Origin of the sequence: Pseudomonas syringae group sp. J248-6, from assembly GCF_032586995.1 — a bacterium.
GTDB lineage: Bacteria > Pseudomonadota > Gammaproteobacteria > Pseudomonadales > Pseudomonadaceae > Aquipseudomonas > Aquipseudomonas amygdali.
The window spans coordinates 29,042-55,886 of sequence record NZ_JAWHOP010000006.1; the positions used below are offsets into that span (position 1 = coordinate 29,042).

General features: G+C 57.9%; 24 protein-coding genes, 1 tRNA gene and 1 pseudogene. 15 read left to right on the forward strand and 11 right to left on the reverse strand.

Annotation, left to right across the window (positions count from 1 at the left end; all coding sequences use genetic code 11):
• From RYC17_RS09955 to RYC17_RS09970, 4 genes and pseudogenes are all read left to right on the forward strand, one after another.
• Window positions 1-231: hypothetical protein (locus RYC17_RS09955; RefSeq protein WP_316902908.1), on the forward strand; the 231-nt coding region annotated here is incomplete at its 5' end.
• Between the two features lie 37 nt (window positions 232-268).
• Window positions 269-345: transfer RNA gene (locus RYC17_RS09960), tRNA-Met, on the forward strand.
• Between the two features lie 374 nt (window positions 346-719).
• Window positions 720-3,337, forward strand: a pseudogene (mprF, locus tag RYC17_RS09965) (bifunctional lysylphosphatidylglycerol flippase/synthetase MprF).
• The gene (locus RYC17_RS09970; protein ID WP_122259201.1) at window positions 3,337-4,671 is read left to right on the forward strand and encodes a virulence factor family protein; all 1,335 of its coding nucleotides are present in this window, start codon (window positions 3,337-3,339) and stop codon (window positions 4,669-4,671) included. Before mprF ends, RYC17_RS09970 begins: the two are co-directional and overlap by 1 nt.
• Before the next feature lie 97 nt (window positions 4,672-4,768).
• Here RYC17_RS09970 and RYC17_RS09975 read toward each other — a convergent pair whose 3' ends face one another.
• Window positions 4,769-6,664: a potassium transporter Kup gene (locus RYC17_RS09975; RefSeq protein ID WP_122259202.1), complete on the reverse strand. Its 1,896-nt coding sequence runs from the start codon at window positions 6,662-6,664 to the stop codon at window positions 4,769-4,771.
• A 319-nt stretch (window positions 6,665-6,983) separates the two neighbouring features.
• On the opposite strand from RYC17_RS09975, the gene RYC17_RS09980 reads away from it, so the two are divergent.
• From RYC17_RS09980 to tsaA, 6 genes are all read left to right on the forward strand, one after another.
• Entirely contained in the window at window positions 6,984-8,075 is a 1,092-nt protein-coding gene (locus tag RYC17_RS09980; RefSeq protein ID WP_316902912.1) for a catalase family protein, read from the forward strand.
• A gap of 395 nt (window positions 8,076-8,470) precedes the next feature.
• Window positions 8,471-9,814: a 30S ribosomal protein S12 methylthiotransferase RimO gene (rimO, locus tag RYC17_RS09985; RefSeq protein WP_057402364.1), complete on the forward strand. Its 1,344-nt coding sequence runs from the start codon at window positions 8,471-8,473 to the stop codon at window positions 9,812-9,814.
• 102 nt (window positions 9,815-9,916) lie between these two features.
• Window positions 9,917-10,357, forward strand: coding sequence for a GNAT family N-acetyltransferase (locus RYC17_RS09990; protein WP_058407341.1), 441 nt, complete (start codon window positions 9,917-9,919; stop codon window positions 10,355-10,357).
• Between the two features lie 92 nt (window positions 10,358-10,449).
• Window positions 10,450-11,160, forward strand: coding sequence for an rRNA pseudouridine synthase (locus tag RYC17_RS09995; protein WP_058399669.1), 711 nt, complete (start codon window positions 10,450-10,452; stop codon window positions 11,158-11,160).
• A gap of 80 nt (window positions 11,161-11,240) precedes the next feature.
• Window positions 11,241-11,702: a DUF1456 family protein gene (locus RYC17_RS10000; RefSeq protein ID WP_122259205.1), complete on the forward strand. Its 462-nt coding sequence runs from the start codon at window positions 11,241-11,243 to the stop codon at window positions 11,700-11,702.
• A 13-nt stretch (window positions 11,703-11,715) separates the two neighbouring features.
• On the forward strand, window positions 11,716-12,408 hold the full coding sequence (gene tsaA, locus RYC17_RS10005) for a tRNA (N6-threonylcarbamoyladenosine(37)-N6)-methyltransferase TrmO (RefSeq protein WP_122259275.1): 693 nt from the start codon (window positions 11,716-11,718) through the stop codon (window positions 12,406-12,408).
• 79 nt (window positions 12,409-12,487) lie between these two features.
• Here the strand turns inward: tsaA and fpr are convergent, their stop codons facing one another.
• Window positions 12,488-13,267 (reverse strand): ferredoxin-NADP reductase, encoded by a 780-nt coding sequence (gene fpr / locus RYC17_RS10010; protein ID WP_002554680.1) that lies wholly within the window; start codon window positions 13,265-13,267, stop codon window positions 12,488-12,490.
• A gap of 123 nt (window positions 13,268-13,390) precedes the next feature.
• On the opposite strand from fpr, the gene RYC17_RS10015 reads away from it, so the two are divergent.
• Entirely contained in the window at window positions 13,391-14,317 is a 927-nt protein-coding gene (locus tag RYC17_RS10015) for a LysR family transcriptional regulator (RefSeq protein WP_002554681.1), read from the forward strand.
• Between the two features lie 7 nt (window positions 14,318-14,324).
• Here RYC17_RS10015 and RYC17_RS10020 read toward each other — a convergent pair whose 3' ends face one another.
• The 3 genes from RYC17_RS10020 to RYC17_RS10030 all read right to left on the reverse strand — a co-directional run bounded on the left by RYC17_RS10020 (window position 14,325) and on the right by RYC17_RS10030 (window position 16,377).
• On the reverse strand, window positions 14,325-14,690 hold the full coding sequence (locus RYC17_RS10020) for a diacylglycerol kinase (protein ID WP_058399668.1): 366 nt from the start codon (window positions 14,688-14,690) through the stop codon (window positions 14,325-14,327).
• A gap of 83 nt (window positions 14,691-14,773) precedes the next feature.
• The gene (gene erdR / locus RYC17_RS10025; RefSeq protein WP_046270723.1) at window positions 14,774-15,421 is read right to left on the reverse strand and encodes a response regulator transcription factor ErdR; all 648 of its coding nucleotides are present in this window, start codon (window positions 15,419-15,421) and stop codon (window positions 14,774-14,776) included.
• A 245-nt stretch (window positions 15,422-15,666) separates the two neighbouring features.
• Complete coding sequence (locus RYC17_RS10030; RefSeq protein ID WP_058399667.1) at window positions 15,667-16,377, reverse strand: tRNA-uridine aminocarboxypropyltransferase; 711 nt, start codon at window positions 16,375-16,377, stop codon at window positions 15,667-15,669.
• 279 nt (window positions 16,378-16,656) lie between these two features.
• Here RYC17_RS10030 and RYC17_RS10035 point away from each other — a divergent pair, with 279 nt between their 5' ends.
• Together RYC17_RS10035 and RYC17_RS10040 are read left to right on the forward strand one after the other, a co-directional pair.
• Window positions 16,657-17,073 carry a quorum-sensing-regulated virulence factor family protein gene (locus tag RYC17_RS10035; protein WP_002554685.1) on the forward strand — a complete coding sequence of 139 codons (417 nt, stop codon included), beginning with the start codon at window positions 16,657-16,659 and terminating at the stop codon, window positions 17,071-17,073.
• Window positions 17,074-17,266: 193 nt separating this feature from the next.
• Window positions 17,267-18,388 (forward strand): LOG family protein, encoded by a 1,122-nt coding sequence (locus RYC17_RS10040; protein ID WP_316902915.1) that lies wholly within the window; start codon window positions 17,267-17,269, stop codon window positions 18,386-18,388.
• A 4-nt stretch (window positions 18,389-18,392) separates the two neighbouring features.
• Here RYC17_RS10040 and recX read toward each other — a convergent pair whose 3' ends face one another.
• From recX to RYC17_RS26925, 4 genes are all read right to left on the reverse strand, one after another.
• On the reverse strand, window positions 18,393-18,860 hold the full coding sequence (recX, locus tag RYC17_RS10045) for a recombination regulator RecX (RefSeq protein WP_005743450.1): 468 nt from the start codon (window positions 18,858-18,860) through the stop codon (window positions 18,393-18,395).
• Between the two features lie 5 nt (window positions 18,861-18,865).
• Window positions 18,866-19,930 carry a recombinase RecA gene (gene recA / locus RYC17_RS10050; protein WP_004657925.1) on the reverse strand — a complete coding sequence of 355 codons (1,065 nt, stop codon included), beginning with the start codon at window positions 19,928-19,930 and terminating at the stop codon, window positions 18,866-18,868.
• 93 nt (window positions 19,931-20,023) lie between these two features.
• The gene (locus RYC17_RS10055; protein WP_054098798.1) at window positions 20,024-20,539 is read right to left on the reverse strand and encodes a CinA family protein; all 516 of its coding nucleotides are present in this window, start codon (window positions 20,537-20,539) and stop codon (window positions 20,024-20,026) included.
• Entirely contained in the window at window positions 20,532-20,735 is a 204-nt protein-coding gene (locus tag RYC17_RS26925; protein ID WP_058407343.1) for a hypothetical protein, read from the reverse strand. Before RYC17_RS26925 ends, RYC17_RS10055 begins: the two co-directional genes overlap by 8 nt.
• Window positions 20,736-21,008: 273 nt before the next feature.
• Here RYC17_RS26925 and mutS point away from each other — a divergent pair, with 273 nt between their 5' ends.
• Complete coding sequence (mutS, locus tag RYC17_RS10065; RefSeq protein WP_161936569.1) at window positions 21,009-23,576, forward strand: DNA mismatch repair protein MutS; 2,568 nt, start codon at window positions 21,009-21,011, stop codon at window positions 23,574-23,576.
• Between the two features lie 249 nt (window positions 23,577-23,825).
• Window positions 23,826-24,149, forward strand: a complete 324-nt coding sequence (fdxA, locus tag RYC17_RS10070) for a ferredoxin FdxA (protein WP_002554692.1) — start codon at window positions 23,826-23,828, stop codon at window positions 24,147-24,149.
• A gap of 516 nt (window positions 24,150-24,665) precedes the next feature.
• Here fdxA and rpoS read toward each other — a convergent pair.
• Both rpoS and RYC17_RS10080 read right to left on the reverse strand, forming a co-directional pair.
• Complete coding sequence (gene rpoS, locus RYC17_RS10075; protein ID WP_005733320.1) at window positions 24,666-25,673, reverse strand: RNA polymerase sigma factor RpoS; 1,008 nt, start codon at window positions 25,671-25,673, stop codon at window positions 24,666-24,668.
• A 103-nt stretch (window positions 25,674-25,776) separates the two neighbouring features.
• Window positions 25,777-26,643, reverse strand: a complete 867-nt coding sequence (locus RYC17_RS10080) for a peptidoglycan DD-metalloendopeptidase family protein (RefSeq protein ID WP_002554701.1) — start codon at window positions 26,641-26,643, stop codon at window positions 25,777-25,779.
• Window positions 26,644-26,845 lie beyond the last annotated feature (202 nt).

The following is a 26,845-nucleotide window of genomic DNA, read 5'->3' on the forward strand; positions in this document are numbered from 1 at the left end:
CCGAAGGTCGTCGGTTCAAATCCGGCTCCCGCAACCAAACATCAAAAAAGGCTACTCGAAAGAGTGGCCTTTTTTGTGCTTGCGTTAAAAGTACTGTCTCATGCCCTGCCACTGACAACCCGGTATCCCAGTCTTATCAGCGCTTCCACACTGAGGCGTAAAAAAGGCAGCATCATTGGCACAGGCGCACAATCTGCTACTCATTTGCCTGCTTTCAAGATTAAGGGTTGACACTTCAGCGTTCGGCTGTAGAATGCCGCCACACAGACGCGGGATGGAGCAGTCTGGTAGCTCGTCGGGCTCATAACCCGAAGGTCGTCGGTTCAAATCCGGCTCCCGCAACCAAACATCAAAAAAGGCTACTCGAAAGAGTGGCCTTTTTTGTTTCCGGTGAAAAAACATTTCAGGCGACCGCTAACTGCCTGAGAAAAAAGACTATTTTCCAAGCCCTTTGAAACCCTATCATCACATCTGTAACGTAATGCTTTCATTGACGACAGTTTTTGCATGCGCTGCCGATAGGTGTTACTAAGCTGAATCACGACTGAACCTCGGCTGAACAGCATCGCCTGGCCGGATTCGCTATTCGCTCGTTAGACGTTGACGCGCTAACATCCTGAAATATTTTCTGCGTAGGGATTGGTAACTTGGCTGCATACCTCCATCCTGTCGCGCACGATCCAAGGAGTGATTGATGCGCGACAACATGTCCGATTCCAATGAAACCGTTGATGCAGAGCAACCCGGCAGCCCACCACGCCAGAACTGGCGGGAGCTGCTAAGCAAATACCGGCAGCCTATCGGGCTGGCGGTGATGCTGCTGTTGTTCAGCCTGGCCCTTATTGCCTGCCGCCACATGCTGGTCGAAATGGACTGGTATGCGCTGCACGACTCACTGTTCGCAGTGCCCCTGCCCGCTCTGGGCGGTGCGCTGCTCGCGGCAATCGTCGGCTATATCATCCTGATGGGCTATGAACTGTCCGCCAGTCGCTATGCCAATGTCGATCTGCCGATCAAGACGCTGCTTCTCGGCGGCTTCACCTCGTTTGCAATCGGCAATGCGGTCGGCCTGTCGATGCTGTCCGGTGGCTCGGTACGCTACAGGCTTTATTCACGCCATGGCGTAGGCGCAATCGAAATTGCCCGCATGACCGTGTTCGCCAGCCTGTCACTGGGCTGTGCGTTGCCGCCCCTGGCGGCACTGGCCACGCTCAGCAACCTGTCCGGCGCGTCACTGGCGCTCAAGCTTCCAGTAGACGTACTGGCCGTCGTTGCCACGGCGGTACTGGTGGGCAGCCTGCTGCTGGCGGTCTTCGTCTACCGTCGCCGCCTGCCGGAACAGGACATCCCGCACAATATTCTGGTTCGCCTAGGTCGTCGTACCTTGCGTCTTCCAGACTTGAAGCTGACGCTGATCCAGCTGGTGATTACCGCGCTGGACGTCGCTGCTGCGGCGATGGTGTTGTACCTGCTGCTGCCGCACGCGCCGCCTCTCGGTGCGTTCATCCTTATTTATCTGCTGGCGCTCGCTGCTGGCGTACTCAGCCACGTGCCTGGCGGCGTCGGCGTGTTCGAGGCCATTCTGCTCGCAGCCTTTGCCAACGAACTGGGTGCCGCCCCGCTCGCCGCTGCGCTGCTACTTTACCGCTTGATCTACGTGATCCTGCCGCTGCTGCTGGCCTGCCTTACCCTGCTGTTTACCGAAGCCCAGCGCCTGCTGCCGACCAAGCAAGCCATGCGCGTTGCCTCGGGGCTGGCGGCACCGATTCTGGCCCTACTGGTTTTCTTGTCGGGGGTGGTGCTGCTCTTCTCTGGTGCCACCCCTGAAATCGATACCCGACTGGAAAACGTCGGCTTCATGATCCCGCATCGGCTGATCGACGCGTCGCACTTCGGGGCCAGTCTGGTGGGCGTGCTGTGCCTGCTGCTCGCTCAGGGCCTGCGCCGTCGACTGTCGGCGGCCTGGATGCTGACCTCTATCCTGCTGCTGGTCGGTGCAGTGCTGTCGATACTCAAGGGCTTCGACTGGGAAGAAGCCAGCATGCTGCTGTTGACCGCCTGCCTGTTGCTGACCTTCCGCCGTTCGTTCTACCGTCCAAGCCGCCTGCTGGAGCTGCCGTTCTCGCCGGTCTACCTGATTGCCAGCATTTGTGTGGTCGGTGCCTCGATCTGGCTGTTGCTGTTCGCCTATCAGGACGTGCCCTACAGTCATCAGTTGTGGTGGCAGTTCACACTGGATGCAGATGCCCCGCGCGGCCTGCGTTCGGCACTGGGCAGCGCAGTGCTGCTGGTGGTGGTTTCGCTGACCTGGTTGCTGCGTACTGCCAGACCAGTCATCAAACTGCCCGACGCGGCAGATCTGGACAAGGCAGCCGAGATCCTCAAAGCATCCAAACAGCCGGATGGCGGCCTGGTGCTGACCGGCGATAAGGCGATCCTGTTCCATCCGGCCGGTAATGCATTCCTGATGTACTCGCATCGCGGCCGCAGTCTGGTTGCGCTTTACGATCCGATTGGCCCGACCCAGCAGCGTGCCGAGCTGATCTGGCAGTTCCGCGACCTGTGCGACGTGCACCATGCGCGCCCGGTGTTCTACCAGGTACGTGCAGAAAACCTGCCGTTCTACATGGACATCGGCCTCACCGCCATCAAGCTGGGTGAAGAGGCGCGCGTCGACCTGCGGCGCTTCGATATCGACGCCAAGGGCAAGGAAATGAAGGACCTGCGTTACACCTGGAACCGAGGTGGCCGCGATGGTCTTTCGCTGGAAATCTACGAACCGGGCCAGGCACCGATCGACGAGCTGAAAGTGATTTCCGACGCTTGGCTGACGGGCAAGAATGTCCGTGAAAAAGGCTTCTCCCTAGGCCGCTTCAGCACCGAGTACCTGAAGTACTTCCGCATTGCCATCGTGCACTTTCAGGGCAAACCGGTCGCGTTTTCCAACCTGCTGGAAACCACCAGCCCGGAACTGGCCAGCCTGGACCTGATGCGCTCTCACCCGGACGCCCCCAAGCTGACCATGGAATTCATGATGGTCGGCCTGATTCTGCATTATAAAGCCCAGGGCTATGCGCGGTTCAGCCTGGGAATGGTGCCTTTGTCCGGCCTGCAGCCACGACGTGGCGCGCCGATCACTCAGCGCCTGGGTTCGATGATCTTTCGTCGTGGCGAACAACTGTACAACTTCCAGGGGCTGCGCCGCTTCAAGGACAAGTTCCAGCCCGATTGGGAACCTCGTTATATGGCCGTGCCTGCCGGACTTGATCCGCTCGTGGCACTGGCTGACACCGCCGCCCTGATTGCGGGCGGCCTGACTGGATTGGTGAAACGCTGATGATTCGACGCTCCTGGCGCCTTTTGCTTGCAGCTCTGGTAATTGTTCTTTTAGTCGTAGCACTGGGAATATGGATCTGGAACCGCCCCGCTCCGCCCGCATCGCTGGAACACTTGAACCTTGACGGTGGCGCGCCGCTGACCAGCGTGACACCGGCCACCAGCATCAAGACCCGCATTGCGCTGGCCGTCACCGCCGAAGAAATGCTCTCCGACAAGCAGTTGCTGGCGATCAGCAAGGACGCTTCGGCACGCATCATTCAGGTGGTACTGCCCAAGGACGATTGCGTCCTGCAACAGAAAACCTTTCAGGAAGCCCTGGCGAAGCTCGACGGCCCTGCAAAGGTTGTTGGAGGCATAGGCCCTGGTGCGACCCTGGCGTGGCGCTGGCTGGCCGAACAGACCGACGACAAGGCGCAGGCCATTTCCGTCGGGTTTGCGCTTGAGCATGTTTCGAATCCGCCGCCTGTTCTGGAGGAAGACGAGAAACCGCCGCAGATCTGCGACGTGCCGCTGCCGCAAAAAGCTCCGCACGGGCACTGGCTGGCCGCCTGGAACGACGCCCCGGATGATCCGAGCGCAGCGTTCGTGCGTGACCAGACCAATGCCGACACCAGCATCAGCGACTACGACATTCCGCTGCCTCAGGTGCTCAACACTGAACTGCGTCACCTGCTGCTCGGCGAGAACGACAGTGGCGGCCTCGGTATCCCGACCGTCGAAGTCCCGGCCAGCCAGCCTTCCGATACCGTGACGCTGTTCATGTCCGGTGACGGCGGCTGGCGCGACCTGGACAAGGTCGTGGCAGGCGACATGGCCAAGATGGGCTATCCGGTGGTGGGCATCGACGTGTTGCGCTACTACTGGGAACACAAGACACCGGAGCAGACCGCTGTCGATCTCACCGACCTGATGAACCACTACCGTCAGAAATGGGGCACCAAGCGCTTCATCCTGGCTGGATACTCGTTCGGCGCGGACGTGATGCCCGCGATCTACAATCGCCTGGCTGCGGATGATCAGAATCGGGTCGACGCGATCATTCTGCTGGCCTTCGCCCGCACCGGCAGTTTCGAGATTCACGTCGATGGCTGGCTCGGCAATGCAGGCAAGGAAGCCACCACCGGACAGGAAATGGCCAAGCTGCCAGCCGCCAAGGTGTTCTGTGTTTATGGTGTAGAAGAGAAGAAAGACAGCGGTTGCACCGACACTACCGCAGTCGGCGAAGCCGTTCAGTTGCCTGGAGGTCACCACTTCGATGAAGACTATCCGGCACTGGCCAAACGCCTGATCGACGCCATCAACAAGCGTCAGGGCAAGGCTACCGCTCAGTAAGCGCCGCTAGATAGAAGTCTGAACGGCATAAAAAATCCCGGCACCGTGAGGTCGCCGGGATTTTTTTATCCGCGCTGCCGGCCTTGCCGGCGAACGCTTACATCTCTACTTGCGTACCCAGCTCGATCACCCGGTTGAACGGCAGCTTGAAGAAGCGCAGGTTACCGTTGGCATTCTTGAGCATGAACGCGAACAGCGCCTCACGCCAGCGCGCCATGCCATCCATCTTCGACGGGATCACCGTTTCGCGGCTGAGGAAGTAAGTGGTGCGCATCGGACTGAAATCCAGCTCCGGCATATCACACAACGCCAGCGCAGCAGGCACATCGGGCTCATCGATGAAACCGAAGTGCAGGATCACCCGGTAAAAACCCTCGCCATAGGACTCCACTTCAACGCGCTGCGCGGCAGGCACACGCGGTGAGTCCTCATACACCACCGTCAGCAGCACCACTTGCTCGTGCAGCACCTGGTTGTGCAGCATGTTATGCAGTAGCGCATGAGGCACGGCATCCGAACGTGCGGTCAGGAACACCGCCGTGCCCTGCACGCGATGCGGCGGCTGAACGCGAATGCTGCCGATGAAGATCGGCAATGGCAGCCCGCCCTCGTCAATCCGCTCGGCCAGCAGCTGTTTACCGCGCTTCCAGGTGGTCATGAGGATGAACAGCACCGCACCTGCCAGCACCGGGAAGGCACCGCCCTGGAAAATCTTCGGTACGTTGGCCGCGAAGAACAGGCCATCCACCAGCAGCAGGCAGATCAGCAACGGAACAGCCAGCAACGGCGGCCATTTCCAGAGCATCAGCATCACGGTCGACACCAGAATGGTGGTGCAGAGCATGGTCCCGGTCACTGCCACGCCGTACGCAGATGCGAGCGCGCCAGACGATTCGAAGCCGATTACCAGCAGAATGACACCCGCCATCAGCGCCCAGTTGACGGCACCGATGTAGATCTGACCTTGCGCGTCGCTGGAGGTGTGCTGGATGTGCATGCGCGGAATGTAGCCCAGCTGGATCGCCTGCAGCGTCATCGAGAACGCGCCGGAGATTACCGCCTGCGAGGCAATGATGGTCGCCATCGTCGACAGGCCGATCAGTGGCAGCAACGCCCAGCCCGGCGCCAGCAAGTAGAACGGGTTACGAACCGTTTCGGGATTGCCCAGCACCAGCGCACCCTGACCGAAATAGTTGAGCAGCAACGCAGGCAGCACGAGGATGAACCAGGCACGTGAAATCGGCTTGCGGCCAAAGTGACCCATGTCGGCATACAGCGCCTCGGCCCCCGTCAGGGCGAGCACCACAGCACCCAGAATGGCCACACCAATGCCCGGATGAATGATGAAGAAATTCACACCCCAGGCCGGATTGACCGCTTTGAGCACTTCCGGCGACTGCATGATGCCGTAAACGCCCAGCGCGCCGAGCACCAGAAACCAGGTCACCATCACCGGGCCGAACAGCACGCCGATGCGTGCCGTGCCGTGGCGCTGAATCAGAAACAGTCCCACCAGCACGATCAACGCCATGGGCACGATCCAGTGATCGAGGCCATCGAAGGCCAGTTCCAGCCCTTCCATCGCCGACAATACCGAGACCGCCGGGGTGATCATGCTATCGCCATAGAACAGCGCAGCACCGAACAACCCGAACACCACCATCATCATTTGCAGTTTGGGGTGTTTGGCCGATGCTCGACGCGCCAGCGCCATCAACGCCATGATGCCGCCCTCGCCCTGGTTGTCAGCACGCAGGACAAACGCCATGTACTTGAACGAAACAACCCAGATCAGCGACCAGAAGATCAGTGACAACACCCCAAGTATTGCGTCATGCGTGACTTCCACGCCGTAACCGCCCTGAAACACTTCCTTGAGGGTGTACAGCGGGCTGGTGCCGATATCGCCGTAAACCACCCCCACTGCAGCGATCAGCAACCCGATAGGCCTGGCAGTGCCTGCGGCCTCCCCATGACTGTTTGTTTGACTCATCCACTACTCCCGGAAACCAGACATGAGGTTCAACACTGAGAACATCACAACGCGTAACAATTCAGATTCAGCCAGACATTGACATGCCTCGGCGCGATGGCGCGAAGCATAACGCAGCACTCGATGTAATTCTTGGTGAAACGCGAACGACGAGAATGATCAGGCCTACGCGCCCCGCCTTTCACGCAGTTTTCGGGCAGGTATTTATCATTGAACGACGCAAATACCGGCCGGTCATTACTTAAGCCTGCCGCCTGAAAGGTCATCAAGAACCGCATCGACGCCCGGGTACCCTGATTCCTCTGACCGAGATGCCCTGATGACTACAAAAAATCTGACTGTTCAGCCATTACGCTTCCAGCCCTCATTTGAAGTCGCCCCCGACGATGAGCCGCAAACCAGCAAAGAGCTGGTGGAAGCCATGCATTCCATTCTTGAAACCACGTTGCAAGACACCGGGCACGCCATTCGCAGTGTGCATGCCAAGGCACACGGGTTACTGCATGGGCAGATTCAGGTATATGACGACCTGCCCGAGCCGCTGGCTCAAGGCGCGTTTGCGAAACCTGGCAATTTCCCGCTGTTCATGCGGTTCTCGACCAACCCGGGAGATATTCTTGACGACAAGGTCTCAACGCCCAGGGGGCTGGCGATCAAACTTGTGGGCATCGAGGGCGCGCGCTTGCCCGGCAGCGCCGACGCATCGACCCAAGATTTTGTCATGCAGAACGCCAAGGCCTTTACTGCCAGGGACCCCAAGGCTTTTTTGAAAACCTTGAAGTTATTGGCCAAAACAACTGACAAAGCGCCGGGCATGAAAAAGGCGCTGTCTGCCGTCCTTCGCGGTATCGAGTCCGCTATCGAATCCGCCGGCGGCGAGAGCGGCACGCTGAGAAGTCTCGGCGGGCACCCGATGACTCATATCCTCGGCGAGACCTTCTACACCGTCGTGCCTTTTCTGTACGGGCCCTACTACGCCAAGCTGAGCATAGTCCCCATTTCCGCAGAATTGATGGCGCTGACCGACAAGGCTGTGGACCTGAAAGACAAGCCGGATGGCCTGCGTGAGGCAGTCAAAACGTTTTTCCTCGAAAACGATGCCAGCTGGGAAGTTCGTATCCAGCTGGCAACGGACCTGGAGAAAATGCCGGTAGAGGATGCGTCGGCGATCTGGCCGGAAGACCTCAGCCCCTACGTTGCAGTCGCTCGAATCGATGTCCCCCGCCAATCCTCGTGGTCCGAGCAAGGCATTCAGGAAATCGACGAAGGCACGTCATTCAGCCCTTGGCATGGTCTTGCAGCGCACCGTCCGCTGGGCGGAGTGATGCGAGTGCGCAAACCTGCCTACGAACACTCGGCGGGCTTTCGCAGTCAGCACAATGGGTGCCCGATGCACGAGCCACGGGGTTGACAGGTCAATCGGCCCGAGGCTAGATCCTTATGGCGATGGCTCCCGTTTCATCAGTGCGCATCTGCTGAAACGGGACAACCTCCAGGCAAATACGACTTCAACTCGCGGCCGAGAGCGTAGCCAGATACGTCCTGCATATCCTGAAGGTCTCAACCAATGCGCCTCCCTCCCGAACCTGACAACTGCGCAGACAAAGCATGCAGGCTCGCTCAACAGCCAAGCGCTCTTTGAGCATAAATCCTCCCCTCGCCTGACATACGTCGCAATTCTCATCCAAATGCTGGTCATCGCGCCCGCTCACCGCTAGAATTGCGCACTTTTTGATCAGAGGCGCAGCAAGCGCCCAGTCAGCACCTGCGCTTCGCGTCCGGGTGCCCTTCACGCCGAGGTTTGCCATGTCCACCGTCACCACGCCGTCCGCCCCAAAGGTCGGATTCGTTTCACTGGGTTGCCCGAAGGCACTCGTTGATTCCGAACGCATCCTGACCCAGCTGCGCATGGAAGGTTACGAAGTCGTTGCGACCTACGAGGACGCCGACGTGGTGGTGGTCAACACCTGCGGCTTCATCGACACCGCCAAGGCCGAGTCGCTGGAAGTGATCGGCGAAGCGATCAAGGAAAACGGCAAGGTCATCGTGACCGGCTGCATGGGCGTTGACGCAAACGTCATTCGCGATGTGCATCCAAGCGTATTGTCGGTGACCGGCCCGCAGCAGTACGAACAAGTGGTCAACGCAGTGCACGATGTCGTGCCGCCCCGCAAGGACCACAATCCGCTGATCGACCTGGTGCCGCCGCAAGGCGTCAAATTGACCCCGCGCCACTACGCGTATCTGAAGATTTCCGAAGGCTGCAACCATAGCTGCAGTTTCTGCATCATCCCGTCTATGCGCGGCAAGCTGGTCAGCCGTCCGGTTGGCGATGTACTCGATGAGGCCAAGCGTCTGGTCAAATCCGGTGTGAAGGAGCTGCTGGTCATCTCCCAGGACACCAGCGCCTATGGCGTGGACGTCAAATACCGCACCGGGTTCTGGGACGGCCAGCCGGTCAAGACCCGCATGACCGAGCTGTGCCAGGCGCTGGGTTCGATGGGCGTCTGGGTTCGCTTGCATTACGTTTACCCGTACCCGCACGTCGACGAACTGATTCCGCTGATGGCAGCCGGCAAGATCCTGCCGTACCTGGACATCCCGTTCCAGCACGCCAGCCCGAAGATCCTCAAGCTGATGAAGCGGCCAGCCTTTGAAGACAAGACACTGGCACGCATCAAGAACTGGCGCGAGCAGTGTCCTGATCTGATTATCCGCTCGACCTTCATCGTCGGCTTTCCCGGTGAAACCGAAGAAGACTTCCAGTACTTGCTGGACTGGCTGACCGAAGCCCAACTGGATCGCGTAGGCTGCTTCCAGTATTCGCCGGTTGAAGGTGCTCCTGCCAACCTGCTGGACGCGGCCATCGTGCCAGATGACGTCAAGCAGGACCGCTGGGATCGTTTCATGGCTCACCAGCAGGCAATCAGCGCTGCGCGCCTGCAAATGAAGATCGGCAAGGAAATCGAAGTGCTGATCGACGAAGTCGATGATCGTGGTGCCGTAGGCCGCTGCTTCTTCGATGCTCCGGAAATCGACGGCAACGTGTTCATCGGTCTGGAAGATGGCAGCACCGTTCAGCCCGGTGACAAGATCATGTGCCGCGTTACCGACGCTGACGAATACGACCTGTGGGCCGAGGTGCTGTAAGCACAGTCCCTTGCCGTAATCGAAAGCCCTGCCCTTGAACCGGCAGGGCTTTTTCGTGTCTGGCCGTTGTCTATGCAAGACTGGCCGAAAGGAGAACGCGAGATGCGGTTATATACCCCGGACACCAACGATTACCCGGAGATGAGCGAGGTGTGGGAGCGCTCGGTTCGCGCCACCCATGACTTTCTACCGGACGCCTACATCATCAGGCTCAAGGGGTTGCTGACACAGTATCTGGACAGCGTGACGCTGTTCTGCACCCGGGACGAGCAGCTCAAGATCACGGGCTTCGCGGGCGTGAACAAAAACCGACTGGATATTCTGTTCATCGACCCGAACCATCGCGGTAAAAAGCTGGGCACGCAGCTGCTGACCCACGCAATCGAGCACTTCGACATCCGTGAACTGGACGTCAACGAGCAGAACACTCAGGCGCTGGGGTTTTACCTCAGGCATGGTTTCGAAGTTTTCAGCCGTTCTGAAGTCGACGGTTTGGGTCAGCCCTATCCGATGCTCAGAATGCGCCTGCCCCGTCGTAACTGACATCGATTACAGCCCAAATGCAATGTTGCCGCGATTAACCAGCGTGAGGCGGTTACAATGGCGCCTTTCTCATCAGTAAACGGCTTTTCTTCATGACAGACCCCATTCGCCTTTCCAAACGCCTTATCGAGCTGGTCGGTTGCTCCCGCCGGGAGGCCGAACTGTTTATCGAGGGTGGCTGGGTTACTGTGGACGGCGTGGTCATCGAAGAGCCGCACTTCAAGGTCAGCACCCAGAAAGTCGAGCTCAGCCCGGATGCCAAGGCAGACTCCCCTGAACCGGTCACGATCATTCTGCACAAACCCGCCTCGGCAAGCGCCGAAGAGGCTTTGCAGATGATCACGCCGGGCACGCTCTCGGTCGAGCACAGCTACAGCAAGCGTCCGCTCAAGGGCCACTTCATGCGCCTTGAGGCGATTTCAAGCCTGCAGGCCAATGCCAGCGGCTTGATGGTGTTCAGCCAGGACTGGAAAATCCTGCGCAAGCTCACCGATGACCGCAGCAAGATCGAGCAGGAATACGTGGTGGAAATCTCGGGCGAAATGGTTGCTCATGGCCTGAACCGGCTGAATCACGGCCTGACCTACAAAGGCAAGGAACTGCCCGCCGTAAAGGCCAGCTGGCAGAACGAGAACCGCCTGCGCTTTGCAATGAAAAACCCGCAGCCCGGCATCATTGCCCTGCTGTGTGAAGCCGTTGGCCTGAAGATCGTCGCCATTCGTCGCATCCGTATCGGCGGCGTGTCCATGGGCAAACTGCCCGAAGGCCAGTGGCGCTACATGACGACCAAGGAAAAGTTTTAACTCCCTCGGCACCCGACCTTATTACCGCGCGCATGACCATCGTCACGCGCCGCCATACGACTTATCAGGAAACACGCCTCATGATGAACAACGACGTAATGCGCAGCGTGCGCTACATGCTCGATATCAGCGACAGCAAGGTTGTCGAAATCATCGGTCTGACCGGTTTTGAAGTGTCCAAAAGCGATGTCATCGCTTTCATGAAGAAAGAGGAAGAAGAGGGCTATCTGGATTGCAGCGATGAAATCATGGCGCATTTTCTCGATGGCCTGGTCTACTTCAAGCGTGGCAAGGACGAAAGCCGTCCGCCGCAGCCGATTGATCTGCCGATTACCAACAACATTGTTCTTAAGAAACTGCGCGTGGCCTTCGAACTGAAAGAAGACGACATGCATGCCATCCTGAAATCCGCAGAATTTCCGGTTTCCAAGCCAGAGCTGAGCGCGCTGTTCCGCAAGGTCGGACACACCAACTACCGCGCCTGTGGCGATCAACTGCTACGCAATTTCCTCAAGGGTCTGACCCTGCGCGTGCGTGGCTGAACCGGTCGGTACCATGAGCTACAACGTCTCCCCTGTCGGCTTCGTACGCTCCTGCTTCAAGGAGAAATTCGCCATCCCCCGCCAGCCACAGCTGGCCCCGGCAGCACGTGGAGTGCTGGAGCTGGTAGCGCCTTTCGATCAGGGTGAGGCTGTTCAAGGGCTGGAACAGGTCAGTCATGTCTGGCTGCTGTTTCTGTTCCATATGGCGCTGGAAGACAAGCCGCGCCTGAAGGTGCGCCCTCCGCGTCTGGGCGGCAACCAGTCGATGGGGGTATTTGCTACCCGCGCAACGCATCGCCCCAATGGCATCGGCCAGTCGGTGGTCAGGCTGGACAAAGTCGAAGCCGGTCGCCTGTGGCTGTCCGGCATCGACCTGCTGGATGGCACACCAGTGCTGGACATCAAGCCATACGTGCCCTACGCCGATGCCATCACTGAGGCGACCAACCAGATCGCCAGTGCTGCGCCCGCCCTGATACCGGTGCAGTGGCAGGACGCCGCCCTGCTGCAGGCTCGCGAACACGCACTACGCCTGAGTGAGCCACTGGTCGAACTGATCGAGCAGTGCCTGGCGCAGGACCCGCGCCCGGCCTATCAGCTACCGACGCCGGAACGCCGCTACGGCGCTCAGTTCTGGGATCTGGACGTACGCTGGCACTACCCGCAGGCCGGGGTGATTTGCGTGCTTGAAGTCCTGCTGGCCTGAAGGGATGCCAACGACAAATCCCGAGCAATAAAAACCCGCCTGATCCCTTCAGGGACGAGGCGGGTTTTGTAAGGCCGACTTACTTCTCGACGAATGCACGCTCGATCAGATAGTCACCAGGCTCACGCATGCGTGGCGAAACGGTCAGACCAAAGCTGTTGAGCACTTCGCTGGTCTCGTCGAGCATGCTCGGGCTACCGCACAACATGGCGCGGTCGTCCTGCGGGTTGATCGGTGGCAGGCCGATGTCGCTGAACAGCTTGCCGCTGCGCATCAGATCGGTCAGGCGACCTTCGTTCTCGAACGGCTCGCGGGTGACAGTCGGGTAGTAGATCAGCTTGTCACGCAGCGCTTCACCGAAGAACTCGTTCTGTGGCAGATGCTCGGTGATGAATTCGCGATAGGCGACTTCGTTCACGTAACGCACGCCGTGGCACAAGATGACTTTCTCGAAACGCTCGTAGGTTTCGGGGTCCTGAATCACGCTCATGAACGGCGCCAGGCCAGTACCCGTGCTCAACAGGTAAAGATGTTTGCCCGGCTTGAGGTCGTCCAGCACCAGCGTACCCGTAGGCTTTTTGCTGATGATGATTTCATCGCCTTCCTTGAGGTGCTGCAACTGCGAGGTCAACGGACCGTCCGGCACCTTGATGCTGAAGAATTCCAGATGCTCTTCCCAGTTCGGGCTGGCAATCGAGTAGGCGCGCATGAGCGGACGACCGTTTGGCTGCTGCAGACCGATCATGACGAACTGACCGTTCTCGAAACGCAAACCAGGGTCGCGGGTGCACTTGAAACTGAAGAGGGTGTCGTTCCAATGGTGGACGCTGAGGACACGCTCGTGGTTCATGTTGCTCATGTACGTGAAGACTCCTGAAAAAATAGTGCGCGCAGAAGCACTGCGCTATTGCGCGACATTCTAGTGGCAGACACAATATCTGTTAAATGAATTATCAAGATATAGGTTATCGGTTATATAGATATGCGATTTACTCTTCGTCAGCTCCAAGTGTTCGTTGCCGTCGCCCGGCAGGAAAGCGTCTCCAAAGCAGCCGTGCTGCTTTCGCTTTCGCAGTCGGCTGCCAGCACCTCCATCACCGAGCTGGAGCGCCAGTCGAGCTGCCAGCTGTTTGACCGCGCCGGCAAGCGGCTAAGCCTTAACGCCACGGGCAGGCAATTATTGCCGCAGGCCGTCGCTCTGCTGGATCAGGCAAAGGAAATCGAAGACCTGCTGAACGGTAAATCAGGCTTTGGCTCGCTGGCCGTCGGGGCAACGCTGACGATCGGCAATTATCTGGCGACCCTGCTGATCGGCGGCTACATGCAGCGTCACCCGGAAAGCCAGGTCAAGCTGCACGTCCAGAACACCGCGCATATTGTGCAACAGGTTGCCCACTACGAGATTGATCTGGGCTTGATCGAAGGCGATTGCAGCCACCCGGACATCGAGGTGCAGTCCTGGGTCGAAGACGAACTTGTGGTGTTCTGCGCCCCACAGCATCCACTGGCCAAACGCGCCCATGTAACGCTGGAAGAACTGACCCATGAAGCCTGGATCCTGCGAGAACAAGGTTCAGGCACGCGCTTGACGTTCGATCAGGCCATGCGTCACCACCGCAACGGGCTGAATGTCCGACTGGAGCTGGAACACACCGAAGCCATCAAGCGGGCAGTTGAATCCGGATTGGGCATTGGCTGCATTTCCAGGCTGGCACTACGCGATTCGTTCCGTCGCGGCAATCTGGTGGAACTGGCCACGCCGGAGCTGGATCTGGCGCGTCAGTTCTATTTCATCTGGCACAAACAGAAGTATCAGACGTCAGCCATGCGCGAATTCCTCGAACTGTGCCGCGCGTTCACCGCCGGGGTGAAGCGCAGCGACGAGATCGTGCTGCCAAGCCTGTATTGAACAAGCCCTAACCCAGCAGAACGATGCCCCACACCAGAGCGATCATGCTCAGGGCGATGAACTGGGCAGCGCTGCCCATGTCCTTGGCGTTCTTGGACAACGGGTGCAGGTCCAGAGAGATCCGGTCGATGGCAGCCTCTACAGCAGAGTTGAGCAGCTCTACAATCAGGGCCAGCAGGCAGACGGCAATCAGCAAGGCATGCTCGGCCTTGCTGACGTGCAGGAAAAACGACAGCGGGACCAACACCACGTTAAGCAGTACCAGCTGGCGGAAAGCGGCTTCGCCTTTGAAAGCGGCTGACAGGCCGTCCAGAGAATAGCCTGCGGCATTGAGGATACGTTTTAGACCGGTTTGGCCTTTGAAGGGCGACATAGAGAGGCTGCTGTGTAAAAAAGATGAGGAAAGCTAAGGCACTAAAGGTCAAAAAAGCGTGAATGCTCGCAACCTGAACGCCGTTAACTGGACGAGATGGACTCAAGCTGTTGTAACAACAACGCTGCCTGGGTTCGCGTGCGTACGCCGAGCTTGCGAAAAATCGCCGTGACGTGCGCTTTGATAGTGGCTTCGGAGACGCTCAGTTCGGAGGCAATCTGCTTGTTCAGCAGCCCCTCACAGACCATAGTCAATACTCGAAACTGCTGCGGCGTGAGACTGGCGAGGCCAGCGCTTGCAGCCTTCGCTTCATCCGAAACACTGATCACTTCATTGACCTGTGGCGGCCACCAGACGTCGCCATCGAGCACGGTGCGCACCGCCTGCTGAATGACTTCAAGGGAGCTGGATTTGGGAATGAACCCGCTGGCACCAAACTCTCTGGAACGCACCACAATCGACGCTTCTTCCTGAGCCGAAACCATCACCACCGGTATCTGCGGATATTGGCCGCGCAACAGGACCAGCCCGGAGAAGCCATAAGCCCCCGGCATGTTCAGGTCCAGCAGAACCAGATCCCAATCAGCCTTCTCTCCCAGACGGGATTCAAGCTGGGCAATGCTTTCTGCCTCGACGAGCCGCGCTTCAGGCCCCAGGCCAATGCTCAGCGCCTGATGCAGCGCACTGCGAAACAGGGGATGATCATCAGCGATCAGGATGTCGTAGGTCATGTAGTGATCCTGTTTTTATAGTGAGGGCCGACAGAATCGGCCACCCAGCAAGACTGGCGAACGCGCATAACGACAACCCGAAAAGAGCGTCGGTGCCACGCCAGACAAGATGAATCGGCTTCCAGGCGGCGCCAAGCATGCCCAGCAAGACCATGACGGTCAAGCGCGAAGCGTCTTTGCCCGGGCACATGGATGGCAATTAGCCTATACAGGGCAGATCCGCAACACTGCGTGATAGAAAGCCTTCAAATGAAAGCCTTCAAATGAGTGTGGGCCGCGTCGTCGGGGTCAATCGGCTTGAGGTACTTGGCGCCCAGATAATGAGCGCTGAACACGTCCAGATAAGCATCCAGTACGCCACTGGCGCAGGTGTCCCCGGCCAGTTCCAGACAAAGCGCGGCGACTTCGGCAGTACAGAAGTGATCGTCGCGCCTTGAGCGGCGCAAACGGTAACGCGAGATCTGCTCGGGCTCCAGCGTCAACACCGGAAACCTTTCCAGATATGGGCTTTTGCGGAACATCTTGCGCGCTTCGGTCCAGGTAGCATCCAGCAGAATGAACAGCGGACGCTTGCCATCCATGCGCGACACCTTATTGACCACACGCTCCTCGGCAACGAATTCACCAGGAAAGACGATGTAGGGCTGCCACTGCGGATCGTCCAGCAAGGCGAGCAATTGCTCGTCGACATCTATTCGCGACCAGCCGAAGGCATGGGTGTCCTTGATGACATCGGCGATCAGCCAGCCGGTGTTGGTCGGTTTCAAAGGCTCGGTGTCGTACATCAGCAGGCACATGCCTGACTCGGCATTCACGGCAGGTCGCCACGCGCACAGGCAATAACTGGAGATAACCCGGCAATCCGGACAGCGCGGCGCGCGCGAGCCGCGAGCAATAAAGGGCTTGGTACTGCGGGCCAGACGCTCGTCGCGCAGACGGGAAACGGCATGACTCATTACAGGACACGCCTGCGGGGGAAATACATCGACACCACAAAGACTCGGCAGGATTAAAGTACGCGCAGTTTATCAGAGCACCGGCACTTCAACCCGCTTTCGGTCCTCAGGCTGTTCCCGCGTCATAGAGACCGCGTTGAAACGGGTACAGCCCCTAGGCCCGATGAAGACTCCTGCTCTATACTGCTGCGCCATTGCAACCCGCGTTATCGGCGGGCTGCCCGGAACGCACTTTGAAGTCGCTGGTCCAACGGCCAGCCACTTAATCAGGAGAGTTTAATGCTGCGCCTTATCGTACCCACCCTTACGCTTTTGCTCGTTGCTCCGCTATGCGCCCAGGCGGCGTCGAAACAGGAGTTCGAACTCAGCAAGATGCTGGAAAAAGTCGCTAAGGAAAGCAGTGTCGGCACGCCAAGGGCGATCAACGAAGACATCCTCGATCAGGGCTATACCGTCAGTGGCAACGAACTGATCAACCACTTGAGCGTACGCGAAGGCCAGGCCCAGCAAATGCGCGCCAACCCGGACGTGATGCGCAACCAGTTGGGCAACAGCGTTTGCCACAACAACGGTTTCCGCCAGTTGATGACCAAGGGAGCCGTCCTCAAGTATCAGTTCACCGAGTACAAGACCAACCGCCCGGTTGCGACCCAGACCTTTCAGGCTTCAGATTGCACTGTAAAGCCGAAAAAGTAAGTACCCTCGGCACTTGGCACCCTCCCCGCGCGCCTGCCCCTCAGGCGCGTCAGTTCAGCAACGCTCAAGACATCCTGCAACGAATCCGCCCTGGCAATGATCAGGGAATGGGTAGCCTTTCTCTGCAAACCGGGACATCATCGATTCAACACGCCCCACCGGGCCATTGATTCTGCAGGAGGATAAATCCCGAATGCCGTATGTACCTGACGATCTTCTATCCCGACACTTTCAAAGCAACGGGCTCGACCTGACCAGCAAAATTGAAGAGCACATCAACGAGGTCGCTCCCGGCACCAGAAACCTGCCGCTGTACCGCGACATGATGCTCACGGTGCTACGCATGGCCCAGGACGACCGCAATCGCTGGGACGTCAAGATAACGCTGCAAACCCTGCGCGAACTGGACAAAGCCTTTCGGGTGCTCGAACGCTTCAAGGGCCGCCGCAAAGTCACCGTATTCGGTTCTGCTCGCACCCCTCAGGAGCACCCCCTTTACGCACAGGCCAGAGAGCTGGGCGAAAAGCTTGCCCGCTCAGACATGATGGTCATCACCGGCGCAGGTGGTGGCATCATGGCCGCAGCCCACGCAGGTGCAGGTCTGAAACACAGCCTGGGGTTCAACATTACCCTGCCCTTCGAGCAGCACGCCAACCCCACGGTGGAGGGCACGGAAAACCTGCTGCCTTTCCACTTCTTCTTCACACGCAAGCTGTTCTTCGTCAAGGAAGCCGACGCGCTGGTGCTGTGCCCGGGCGGCTTTGGAACTCTGGATGAAGCCCTGGAAGTGCTGACGTTGATACAAACCGGCAAAAGTCCGTTAGTACCTGTCGTATTGCTGGACACACCTGGCGGGAGTTTCTGGCAAGGTGCACTGGACTTCATCAAAAACCAGTTGCAGGACAATCACTACATTCTGCCAGCCGACATGAAACTGATGAGGCTGGTCTACAGCGCCGATGAAGCGGTGGAAGAGATCAACCGGTTTTATGCCAACTTCCACTCCAGCCGCTGGCTGAAGAACAAGTTTGTGATCCGCATGCGCCACGCGCTCAGCGCGAAGGCTCTGGAGCACATGCAGGAAGCTTTCGCCGATCTGTGTATCAATGAAAACTTTCATCAGCACAGCTATCAGGGCGAGGAGCACGATGAAGTTCAATTCAGTCACCTGACACGACTTGCGTTTACCTTCACAGGACGCAATCAGGGCAGGCTTCGTGAACTGGTGGACTACATCAATCAACAGGAAAACTGGGAGGACGCCTTAGCGACAAGAGATGGCGCGCAGGATCAAGCGCCACAGAAAACGCTCTGATACCTCAGTCATCGCCGCCACGGCCGCTTAACAAGCGGCCGATCATATCCAGCGGATAGCCGCGATAACTCAGAAACCTTCCCTGCCTGGCTCGCTCACGAGCATCAACAGGCAAAGCACCGGCAAACTTGCGCTGCCAGAGCTCGTGAAGCTTCTCCTGCCAATCCACACCACATTCCCTGAGCGCCTGCTCAATGTCGGCCCGCTGCAAGCCACGCTGATTCAACTCTTCTCGAATACGAACAGGGCCATAGCCCGAACGTGCCCGATAAGAAACGAAGCTTTCAAGGTAACGGGACTCGGAGAGCAAACCTTCCTCGACCAGACGGTCAAGGGCAGCGTCGATGAGCTCGGGGGGAGCGCCACGCTGACGCAGTTTACGCGTCAGCTCGACCCGACCGTGCTCGCGACGTGCGAGCAGGTCCATTGCGGTGCGCCTTACGGCGACAGGTGTATCAAGTACGACAGGCATGACTATCAGATATCAGCGTCTGCTTCGGCCATATCATCAGCAACGGCAGCTTCGCGGGAACCGACAGCTTTGGTGTCGACGCCAGGGGTGAGCAACTTGTCGCGAATCTGCTTCTCGAGCGCTTTGCAGATTTCCGGATTGTCTGCCAGGAATTTGGCCGAGTTGGCTTTACCCTGACCGATCTTGCTGCCCTGGTAGCTGTACCAGGCACCGGACTTCTCGACAAAACCATGCAGCACGGCCAGATCAACGATTTCGCCGTTCAGGTAGATACCCTTGCCGTAAAGAATCTGGAACTCGGCCTGACGGAATGGCGGAGCCACCTTGTTCTTAACGACCTTGACGCGGGTTTCGCTGCCGACAACCTCGTCGCCTTCTTTCACTGCGCCTGTACGACGGATATCCAGACGTACCGAAGCGTAGAACTTCAGGGCGTTACCACCGGTAGTGGTTTCCGGGCTGCCGAACATCACGCCGATCTTCATGCGGATCTGGTTGATGAAGATCACCAGGCAATTGGCGTTCTTGATGTTACCGGTGATCTTGCGCAGCGCCTGAGACATCAGACGCGCCTGCAGACCCACGTGCATGTCGCCCATTTCGCCTTCGATCTCTGCCTTTGGTACCAGCGCAGCAACGGAGTCGACAACGATGACGTCGATGGCGTTGGAACGTACCAGCATGTCGGTGATTTCAAGCGCCTGCTCACCGGTGTCCGGCTGCGAAACCAGCAGGTCGTCGACATTGACGCCCAGTTTGCCGGCGTATTCCGGATCAAGCGCGTGCTCGGCGTCGACAAATGCACAGGTAGCACCCATTTTCTGGGCCTGCGCGATGACCGACAACGTCAGCGTGGTTTTACCGGAAGACTCTGGACCGTAGATTTCCACGATCCGGCCTTTCGGCAGACCGCCGATGCCGAGTGCGATATCCAGACCCAGCGAGCCGGTGGAGATGGCAGGAATAGCCTGGCGATCATGGTCGCCCATGCGCATCACGGCACCTTTACCGAACTGACGCTCGATCTGACCCAAGGCCGCAGCCAAGGCTTTCTTCTTGTTGTCGTCCATTGAAGTCCTCACGTAATCAAATTCAATTAGGGCCTTGATGGCCACAACACCTGTATAAGTAGACAGTATTATTCCACAGCGATGAGCGCGCGCCTACCCCTGTTTTGGCATTTCTCCGCGCGCAAGCTGTATCAGCCCCTGTAGAGCGGCTTCGACCGTCTGTCGACGGACCTGATCCCGGTCGCCATCGAACTGGCGGCGCTGTGCGACAAGCGCGTCATCCTTGCCCCAACACAGCCATACAGTACCGACCGGTTTATCCGGCGAACCACCGCCAGGCCCTGCAACACCACTGACCGCGACAGCGAATCGCGCGCCGCTTTCACGCTGCGCACCTCGCACCATGGCTTCGACAACAGGCTGACTGACCGCCCCGACATCTGCGAACAACGCCTCCGGTACGCCCAATTGTCGGGTCTTCTGGGCATTCGAATAAGTCACATAGCCAGCCTCGAACCATGCCGAGCTACCGGCGATGCGCGTGATCGCTTCGGCGATTCCGCCTCCTGTGCAGGATTCGGCGGTGGTCACTTGAGCGTTCATTGCGCCGAGAAGCCTGCCAAGCGTATTGGCCAGCCCGGTTATCTCGTCCACGGTGTCCTCATTCATGCTGGAAGCCTGTAAAAGTGATTGCTGAGACAAGGCAGCCGCCTTGAAGCGGGTCTGCCATTGCCGGCTTATCGCGCATCTTTCCTGCGTTCGGGCTTTTGACCGTTTCAACCGTGGTTTCTCTCGGCCTTTTTCTGGCTTCTTCCAACGGGATGAAGCGACCGTTGACGGAATCCCTTGCTCGTTTATTTTTCATATAAAAGTCCTTTTTTATAGCGTGCCGTCCGGTTATCGAGTGGCAGCGATGAAAGTCTATACGTCAAATCGAGGTTCATGGCTGTCAGGAAACGCCTGGTCACCAATAAGCGGAAGGTACGCTGTAACTGCACCGCCTGATTGAGCGTGATAACCTTGCGACCATCGCACATACCCGGCAGACGCCCCTCGATTCAAGGAGGGACCACCCGTCATGCCTCAAGGTTGCCTCACTCCTCTCAAGAACTTGCCTAAGCCACTGATGAACAAAGCAATTTCCGACCTCTCTTCACATACCCCTATGATGCAGCAGTACTGGAAACTCAAAAACCAGCACCTGGATCAACTGATGTTTTATCGCATGGGCGATTTCTACGAGATCTTCTACGAAGATGCGAAGAAAGCCGCCAAGTTGCTGGACATCACCCTGACCGCGCGCGGTCAGTCGGCAGGCCAGAGCATCCCCATGTGCGGGATTCCGTACCACGCCGCCGAAGGCTATCTGGCCAAACTGGTGAAGCTGGGCGAATCGGTGGTGATCTGCGAGCAGATCGGCGACCCCGCGACCAGCAAGGGCCCGGTGGATCGTCAGGTAGTCCGCATCATTACGCCTGGGACCATCAGCGACGAGGCCTTGCTCGATGAGCGCAGGGATAACCTGATTGCCGCCGTACTGGGTGACGAACGCCTGTTCGGCCTTGCCGTGCTGGACATCACCAGCGGCAACTTCAGTGTGCTGGAGATCAAGGGCTGGGAGAACCTGCTGGCCGAGCTTGAACGCATCAACCCGGTCGAGCTGTTGATTCCGGACGACTGGCCGCAAGGTCTGCCTGCCGAAAAACGCCGTGGTGCCCGACGTCGTGCACCGTGGGATTTCGAGCGCGACTCAGCCCACAAAAGTCTGTGTCAGCAGTTTTCAACCCAGGACCTGAAGGGTTTTGGCTGCGAAAACCTGACACTCGCCATCGGCGCTGCTGGCTGCCTGCTCAGCTACGCCAAGGAAACCCAGCGCACCGCCCTGCCCCACTTGCGCAGCCTGCGCCACGAACGCCTCGACGACACGGTAATCCTCGATGCCGCCAGTCGGCGCAACCTGGAGCTGGACACCAACCTGTCCGGTGGCCGCGACAATACGCTGCAATCGGTCATGGACCGTTGCCAGACGGCAATGGGAACGCGGCTGCTGACCCGCTGGCTGAACCGGCCGTTGCGCGACCTGACAATTCTTCAGGCACGCCAGACGTCCATTACCTGCTTTCTGGAGCTCTACCGCTTCGAGAACCTGCAACCGCAGCTCAAGGAAATCGGCGATATCGAGCGGATTCTGGCGCGTATCGGCCTGCGTAATGCGCGACCACGAGACCTTGCGCGTCTGCGCGACGCCCTGAGCGCCCTGCCCGAACTGCAGCAGGCGATGACCGACCTGGAGGCGCCGCATCTGCAGCAACTTGCGCAGACCGCCAGCACCTATCCGGAACTCGCCGATCTGCTGCAGCGCGCAATCATCGACAATCCGCCTGCCGTGATCCGCGACGGCGGTGTTCTGAAAACCGGCTACGACGCTGAGCTGGATGATCTGCAATCGCTGAGTGAAAACGCCGGTCAGTTCCTGATTGATCTGGAGGCCCGCGAAAAGGCCCGTACCGGTCTTGCCAACCTGAAAGTCGGTTACAACCGCGTTCACGGCTACTTCATCGAGCTGCCGAGCAAACAGGCCGAGCAGGCCCCGGCTGATTACATACGCCGCCAGACCCTCAAGGGCGCCGAGCGCTTTATCACGCCTGAACTCAAGGAATTCGAAGACAAGGCGTTGTCGGCCAAAAGCCGTGCACTGGCTCGGGAAAAGATGCTCTACGAAGCGCTGCTTGAAGACCTGATCGGCCATCTAGCGCCGCTGCAGGACACGGCAGCTGCATTGGCCGAACTGGACGTACTCAGTAACCTCGCAGAACGCGCGCTGAATCTGGACCTCAACTGCCCACGCTTCGTTGCCGAGCCTTGCATGCGCATTGAGCAGGGCCGTCACCCGGTCGTAGAACAGGTACTAAGCACTCCGTTTGTCGCCAACGACCTGGCGCTGGACGACAGCACCCGCATGCTGGTCATAACCGGCCCGAACATGGGCGGTAAATCGACCTATATGCGTCAGACGGCGCTGATCGTACTACTGGCGCATATCGGCAGTTTCGTGCCCGCTGCCAGCTGCGAACTGTCGTTGGTCGACCGGATCTTCACCCGTATCGGCTCCAGCGACGACCTGGCCGGCGGGCGCTCGACGTTCATGGTGGAAATGAGCGAAACGGCAAACATCCTGCACAACGCTACCGACAAAAGCCTGGTGCTGATGGACGAAGTCGGACGCGGTACCAGCACCTTCGACGGCCTTTCTCTGGCTTGGGCAGCGGCGGAATGTCTGGCGCAACTGCGTGCTTATACACTGTTCGCGACGCACTATTTCGAGCTGACAGTGCTGCCGGAAAGCGAACCGCTGGTGACCAACGTGCACCTGAATGCTACCGAGCATAACGAGCGGATCGTCTTCCTGCACCGCGTACTGCCAGGACCAGCCAGCCAGAGCTACGGCCTGGCCGTGGCCCAGCTTGCGGGCGTTCCGGGCAAAGTCATCACGCGCGCCAAAGAGCATCTGCAGCGCCTGGAAACCACCAGCCTGCCGCACGAACAGCCTAAAGCCAAGCCCGGCAAACCCGCGATCCCGCAGCAGAGCGATATGTTTGCAAGCCTGCCTCATCCGGTGCTCGACGAACTGTCCAAGATCAAAGTCGACGATATGACTCCGCGGCAGGCGCTGGATTTGCTATACACATTGCAAACTCGCCTGTGACGCGAAGCGTTACATACTGTTAGAATCCCGCGCGGTTTGGGACGCTCTCGGCTTTTAGCCTGGCCGAGGCGTTTTTCGAGCCGCGTGAAAATGCAGCGAACCACTGGTAGGTAGCAGGCGACGCAGTCCCACTGCCTCAAGGCCACCCACCAAAAGCACGTATTTTCATAGGGCCGGGAAACCTCCCGAACCTGGCAACCCTGTCTGGAAGGGCTCTGCCACAGCAGCCGCCTGAGGAGAAAATTAGAAATGACCTTCGTCGTCACCGACAACTGCATCAAGTGCAAGTACACCGACTGCGTAGAAGTCTGTCCGGTGGACTGCTTTTACGAAGGCCCGAATTTCCTGGTGATCCACCCGGACGAGTGCATCGACTGCGCGCTTTGCGAGCCTGAGTGCCCTGCCGTGGCCATTTACTCGGAAGACGAGATTCCTGCTGGCATGGAAAACTTCATCGAGCTCAACGCTGAGCTTGCCGAGGTCTGGCCCAACATCACCGAAAAGAAAGACGCGATGCCGGATGCGGCAGAGTGGGATGGCAAAACCGGCAAGATCGCTGATCTGGAACGCTAGATTCCAGACAGACAAAAGGCCCTCGAGAGGGCCTTTTTTGTTGAATCTGTGCGGTTTTCTGCAGATAAAAAAAGGGGCGGTATGACCCGCCCACATTTTATCCCTGATCCCTGTATTCCGTTGTCATCATCCTGATGAATCGCATCCCGCGATGTCCTTGACCGTCATCCTTGATGGCCTGTGCCTGTCCGTTGGCACAGCTTCGATATTAGAGATTTAAACCCGCAGAGCAACACCTCAAACGCTCCAGGATATTTCCATGTCAATCACCTTAAAAACATAATCTCTATTTAAAACAACGTGTTAAATCCTTAAACACAGCTGTTTGGCGACAAGCCTCACTGTTGTTACCTGAATGACTTACAGCAACCGTACGCAATGACTTACAGGCTTTGAAAGCTGAAAGGCCGAGCAGACGCATTGACCTACGACATTCAAATGACGAAAGACATATAAAAAGGCCGATATACACACTATGTGTTATATCGGCCCTGGATTGACGTTATGAGGGGGTGGTTACTGGAAGAGAGACTCGCTGGACAAGCCGTTTTTTTCAAGGATCTCACGTAGGCGCTTGAGCCCTTCAACCTGAATCTGCCTGACCCGCTCACGCGTCAGACCGATCTCAAGCCCTACATCTTCAAGTGTGCTGCTTTCATGCCCGCGCAAGCCAAAGCGACGGATGACAACCTCCCGTTGCTTCTCGGTCAACTCGGACAACCATTGATCGATGCTCTGGGACAGATCATCGTCCTGCAGCAGCTCACAGGGGTCGGTCGGACGATCGTCGGTCAAGGTGTCGAGCAGCGTCTTGTCCGAATCAGGCCCCAGCGAGACGTCCACCGACGAGACACGCTCGTTGAGACCGAGCATGCGCTTGACCTCACCTACCGGTTTTTCCAGCAGATTGGCGATTTCTTCGGGAGAAGGTTCATGATCCAGCTTCTGGGTCAGCTCTCGGGCCGCGCGCAGATAAACATTCAGCTCCTTGACGACGTGAATCGGCAGCCGGATGGTCCGGGTCTGATTCATGATCGCGCGTTCGATGGTCTGGCGAATCCACCAGGTGGCGTAGGTGGAAAAACGAAAGCCGCGTTCAGGGTCGAATTTTTCAACCGCCCGAATCAACCCCAGGTTGCCCTCCTCGATCAGGTCAAGCAATGACAGACCACGATTGACATAACGTCTGGCAATTTTAACTACCAGACGCAGATTGCTTTCAATCATGCGTTTGCGCCCGGCCGGGTCTCCACTTTGCGACAGACGCGCAAAATGAACTTCTTCTTCCGGGGATAGTAGAGGAGAAAAACCGATTTCATTGAGGTACAGCTGGGTAGCATCAAGCGCCCGCGTGTAGTCAATGTACTTGTGTTGTTTGAGCGATGTTGAATGCTTGACCTTGGCGCGTCCGGAGGCAGCGGGTGGCTGCTTCTCGTTTGACGCTTCCTTCAGGACAATGCCGGCTTCCATAAGGAGCACTTCATCATCGATGTCAAACTCCGGCGCTTCGTTGCCAAGAGCCATTGTTTTAGTCCTTTGGTGAGTTCGACCTCAAGCTCCAGCATCGCCTGATTCCATGGCAACACTTGAGCCTGTTCCTAATACGCCTGGAACAGGCTGGCAACTATCAACGACGTGGCAAAAATCCCAATGGATCTACAGGTTTCCCTTGGCGGCGAATCTCAAAATGCAGCTTCACCCGGTCAGTTCCTGTTGACCCCATTTCGGCAATCGTTTGCCCTGCCTTGACCTGTTGACCTTCCCGTACCAAAAGCCTGCGATTATGACCGTAGGCACTGACGTAGGTATCGCTGTGTTTGATGATGATCAATTCGCCGTAGCCCCGTAATCCACTTCCGGCGTAAACAACTGAACCATCAGACGCTGCCAAAACAGGCTGTCCCAAATCACCAGCGATATCAATTCCTTTATTCAAACTGCCGTTTGAGGAAAATTTTCCTATCAAAATGCCACTTGAAGGCCAGGTCCAACCCGTCGGAGACTTACCGGCCGGGCCTGTCCCGGTGGTCGCAGAAGGAGGTATCACCACAGGTACAACCGCAACAGGCTTGGAAATAACCGTAGTTTTGACCGAACCGGAACTGCTGGTGCTGGTTGATGTAGACGTCACCGGGCGTCCTGCACCGGAGGTAGAAGCTACGTCCTGCGTTGAAGACGAGCGCCCGTCAAAGCGAATTGTCTGACCTGGCTTGATGGTAAACGGCTCGGGGATCTGATTGCGGGCAGCCAGCGCTTTCCAGTCCCAGCCGTAACGAAATGCAATCGAAAAAAGCGTGTCACCGCGCCTGACCACGTATTGGCCGGTAGTTACCGTCGGACGCTGGGCAACGGCATTGCCGTTGCGATCAACGACACGAACCCCGCCTGAAGGCGTGCTGGAGCAGCCGACCAAAAGGACACTGAGAGCAATGCCAATCACCAGACGCTGATAACTTCTTGAAGACCTGAGCTGCTGAATGACTGTGAGACTCACCCGCCACTCCCTTTACTGGTGACTGAATTCAAAAAAGATGCCTATTGTGCCGTAATAGCGACGGGCAGCCAGTGATTAACCGTTGAAAAAACGTTGTTATGTATCAATCAGCTACATGGAATGATGCCATCAGGCCATTCAACATTCCGGGCCGCGCGCTGTAGACCAATGACTGAAGCCAGAATTCACTGTTTACCGCAGA

Bases quoted from the DNA above. Each gene is read 5' to 3' on its own strand.
- tsaA (WP_122259275.1), top strand. From the start codon at position 11,716: ATGAGCTACAACGTCTCCCCTGTCGGCTTCGTACGCTCCTGCTTCAAG.
- rpoS (WP_005733320.1), bottom strand. From the start codon at position 25,673: ATGGCTCTTGGCAACGAAGCGCCGGAGTTTGACATCGATGATGAAGTG.
- recA (WP_004657925.1), bottom strand. From the start codon at position 19,930: ATGGACGACAACAAGAAGAAAGCCTTGGCTGCGGCCTTGGGTCAGATC.
- RYC17_RS09990 (WP_058407341.1), top strand. From the start codon at position 9,917: ATGCGGTTATATACCCCGGACACCAACGATTACCCGGAGATGAGCGAG.
- fdxA (WP_002554692.1), top strand. From the start codon at position 23,826: ATGACCTTCGTCGTCACCGACAACTGCATCAAGTGCAAGTACACCGAC.
- RYC17_RS10035 (WP_002554685.1), top strand. From the start codon at position 16,657: ATGCTGCGCCTTATCGTACCCACCCTTACGCTTTTGCTCGTTGCTCCG.
- recX (WP_005743450.1), bottom strand. From the start codon at position 18,860: ATGCCTGTCGTACTTGATACACCTGTCGCCGTAAGGCGCACCGCAATG.
- RYC17_RS26925 (WP_058407343.1), bottom strand. From the start codon at position 20,735: ATGAAAAATAAACGAGCAAGGGATTCCGTCAACGGTCGCTTCATCCCG.
- RYC17_RS10040 (WP_316902915.1), top strand. From the start codon at position 17,267: ATGCCGTATGTACCTGACGATCTTCTATCCCGACACTTTCAAAGCAAC.
- fpr (WP_002554680.1), bottom strand. From the start codon at position 13,267: ATGAGCAACATGAACCACGAGCGTGTCCTCAGCGTCCACCATTGGAAC.
- erdR (WP_046270723.1), bottom strand. From the start codon at position 15,421: ATGACCTACGACATCCTGATCGCTGATGATCATCCCCTGTTTCGCAGT.
- RYC17_RS09995 (WP_058399669.1), top strand. From the start codon at position 10,450: ATGACAGACCCCATTCGCCTTTCCAAACGCCTTATCGAGCTGGTCGGT.
- RYC17_RS10015 (WP_002554681.1), top strand. From the start codon at position 13,391: ATGCGATTTACTCTTCGTCAGCTCCAAGTGTTCGTTGCCGTCGCCCGG.
- RYC17_RS10020 (WP_058399668.1), bottom strand. From the start codon at position 14,690: ATGTCGCCCTTCAAAGGCCAAACCGGTCTAAAACGTATCCTCAATGCC.
- RYC17_RS10000 (WP_122259205.1), top strand. From the start codon at position 11,241: ATGATGAACAACGACGTAATGCGCAGCGTGCGCTACATGCTCGATATC.
- rimO (WP_057402364.1), top strand. From the start codon at position 8,471: ATGTCCACCGTCACCACGCCGTCCGCCCCAAAGGTCGGATTCGTTTCA.
- RYC17_RS09970 (WP_122259201.1), top strand. From the start codon at position 3,337: ATGATTCGACGCTCCTGGCGCCTTTTGCTTGCAGCTCTGGTAATTGTT.
- RYC17_RS09975 (WP_122259202.1), bottom strand. From the start codon at position 6,664: ATGAGTCAAACAAACAGTCATGGGGAGGCCGCAGGCACTGCCAGGCCT.
- RYC17_RS10055 (WP_054098798.1), bottom strand. From the start codon at position 20,539: ATGAATGAGGACACCGTGGACGAGATAACCGGGCTGGCCAATACGCTT.
- RYC17_RS10030 (WP_058399667.1), bottom strand. From the start codon at position 16,377: ATGAGTCATGCCGTTTCCCGTCTGCGCGACGAGCGTCTGGCCCGCAGT.
- RYC17_RS09980 (WP_316902912.1), top strand. From the start codon at position 6,984: ATGACTACAAAAAATCTGACTGTTCAGCCATTACGCTTCCAGCCCTCA.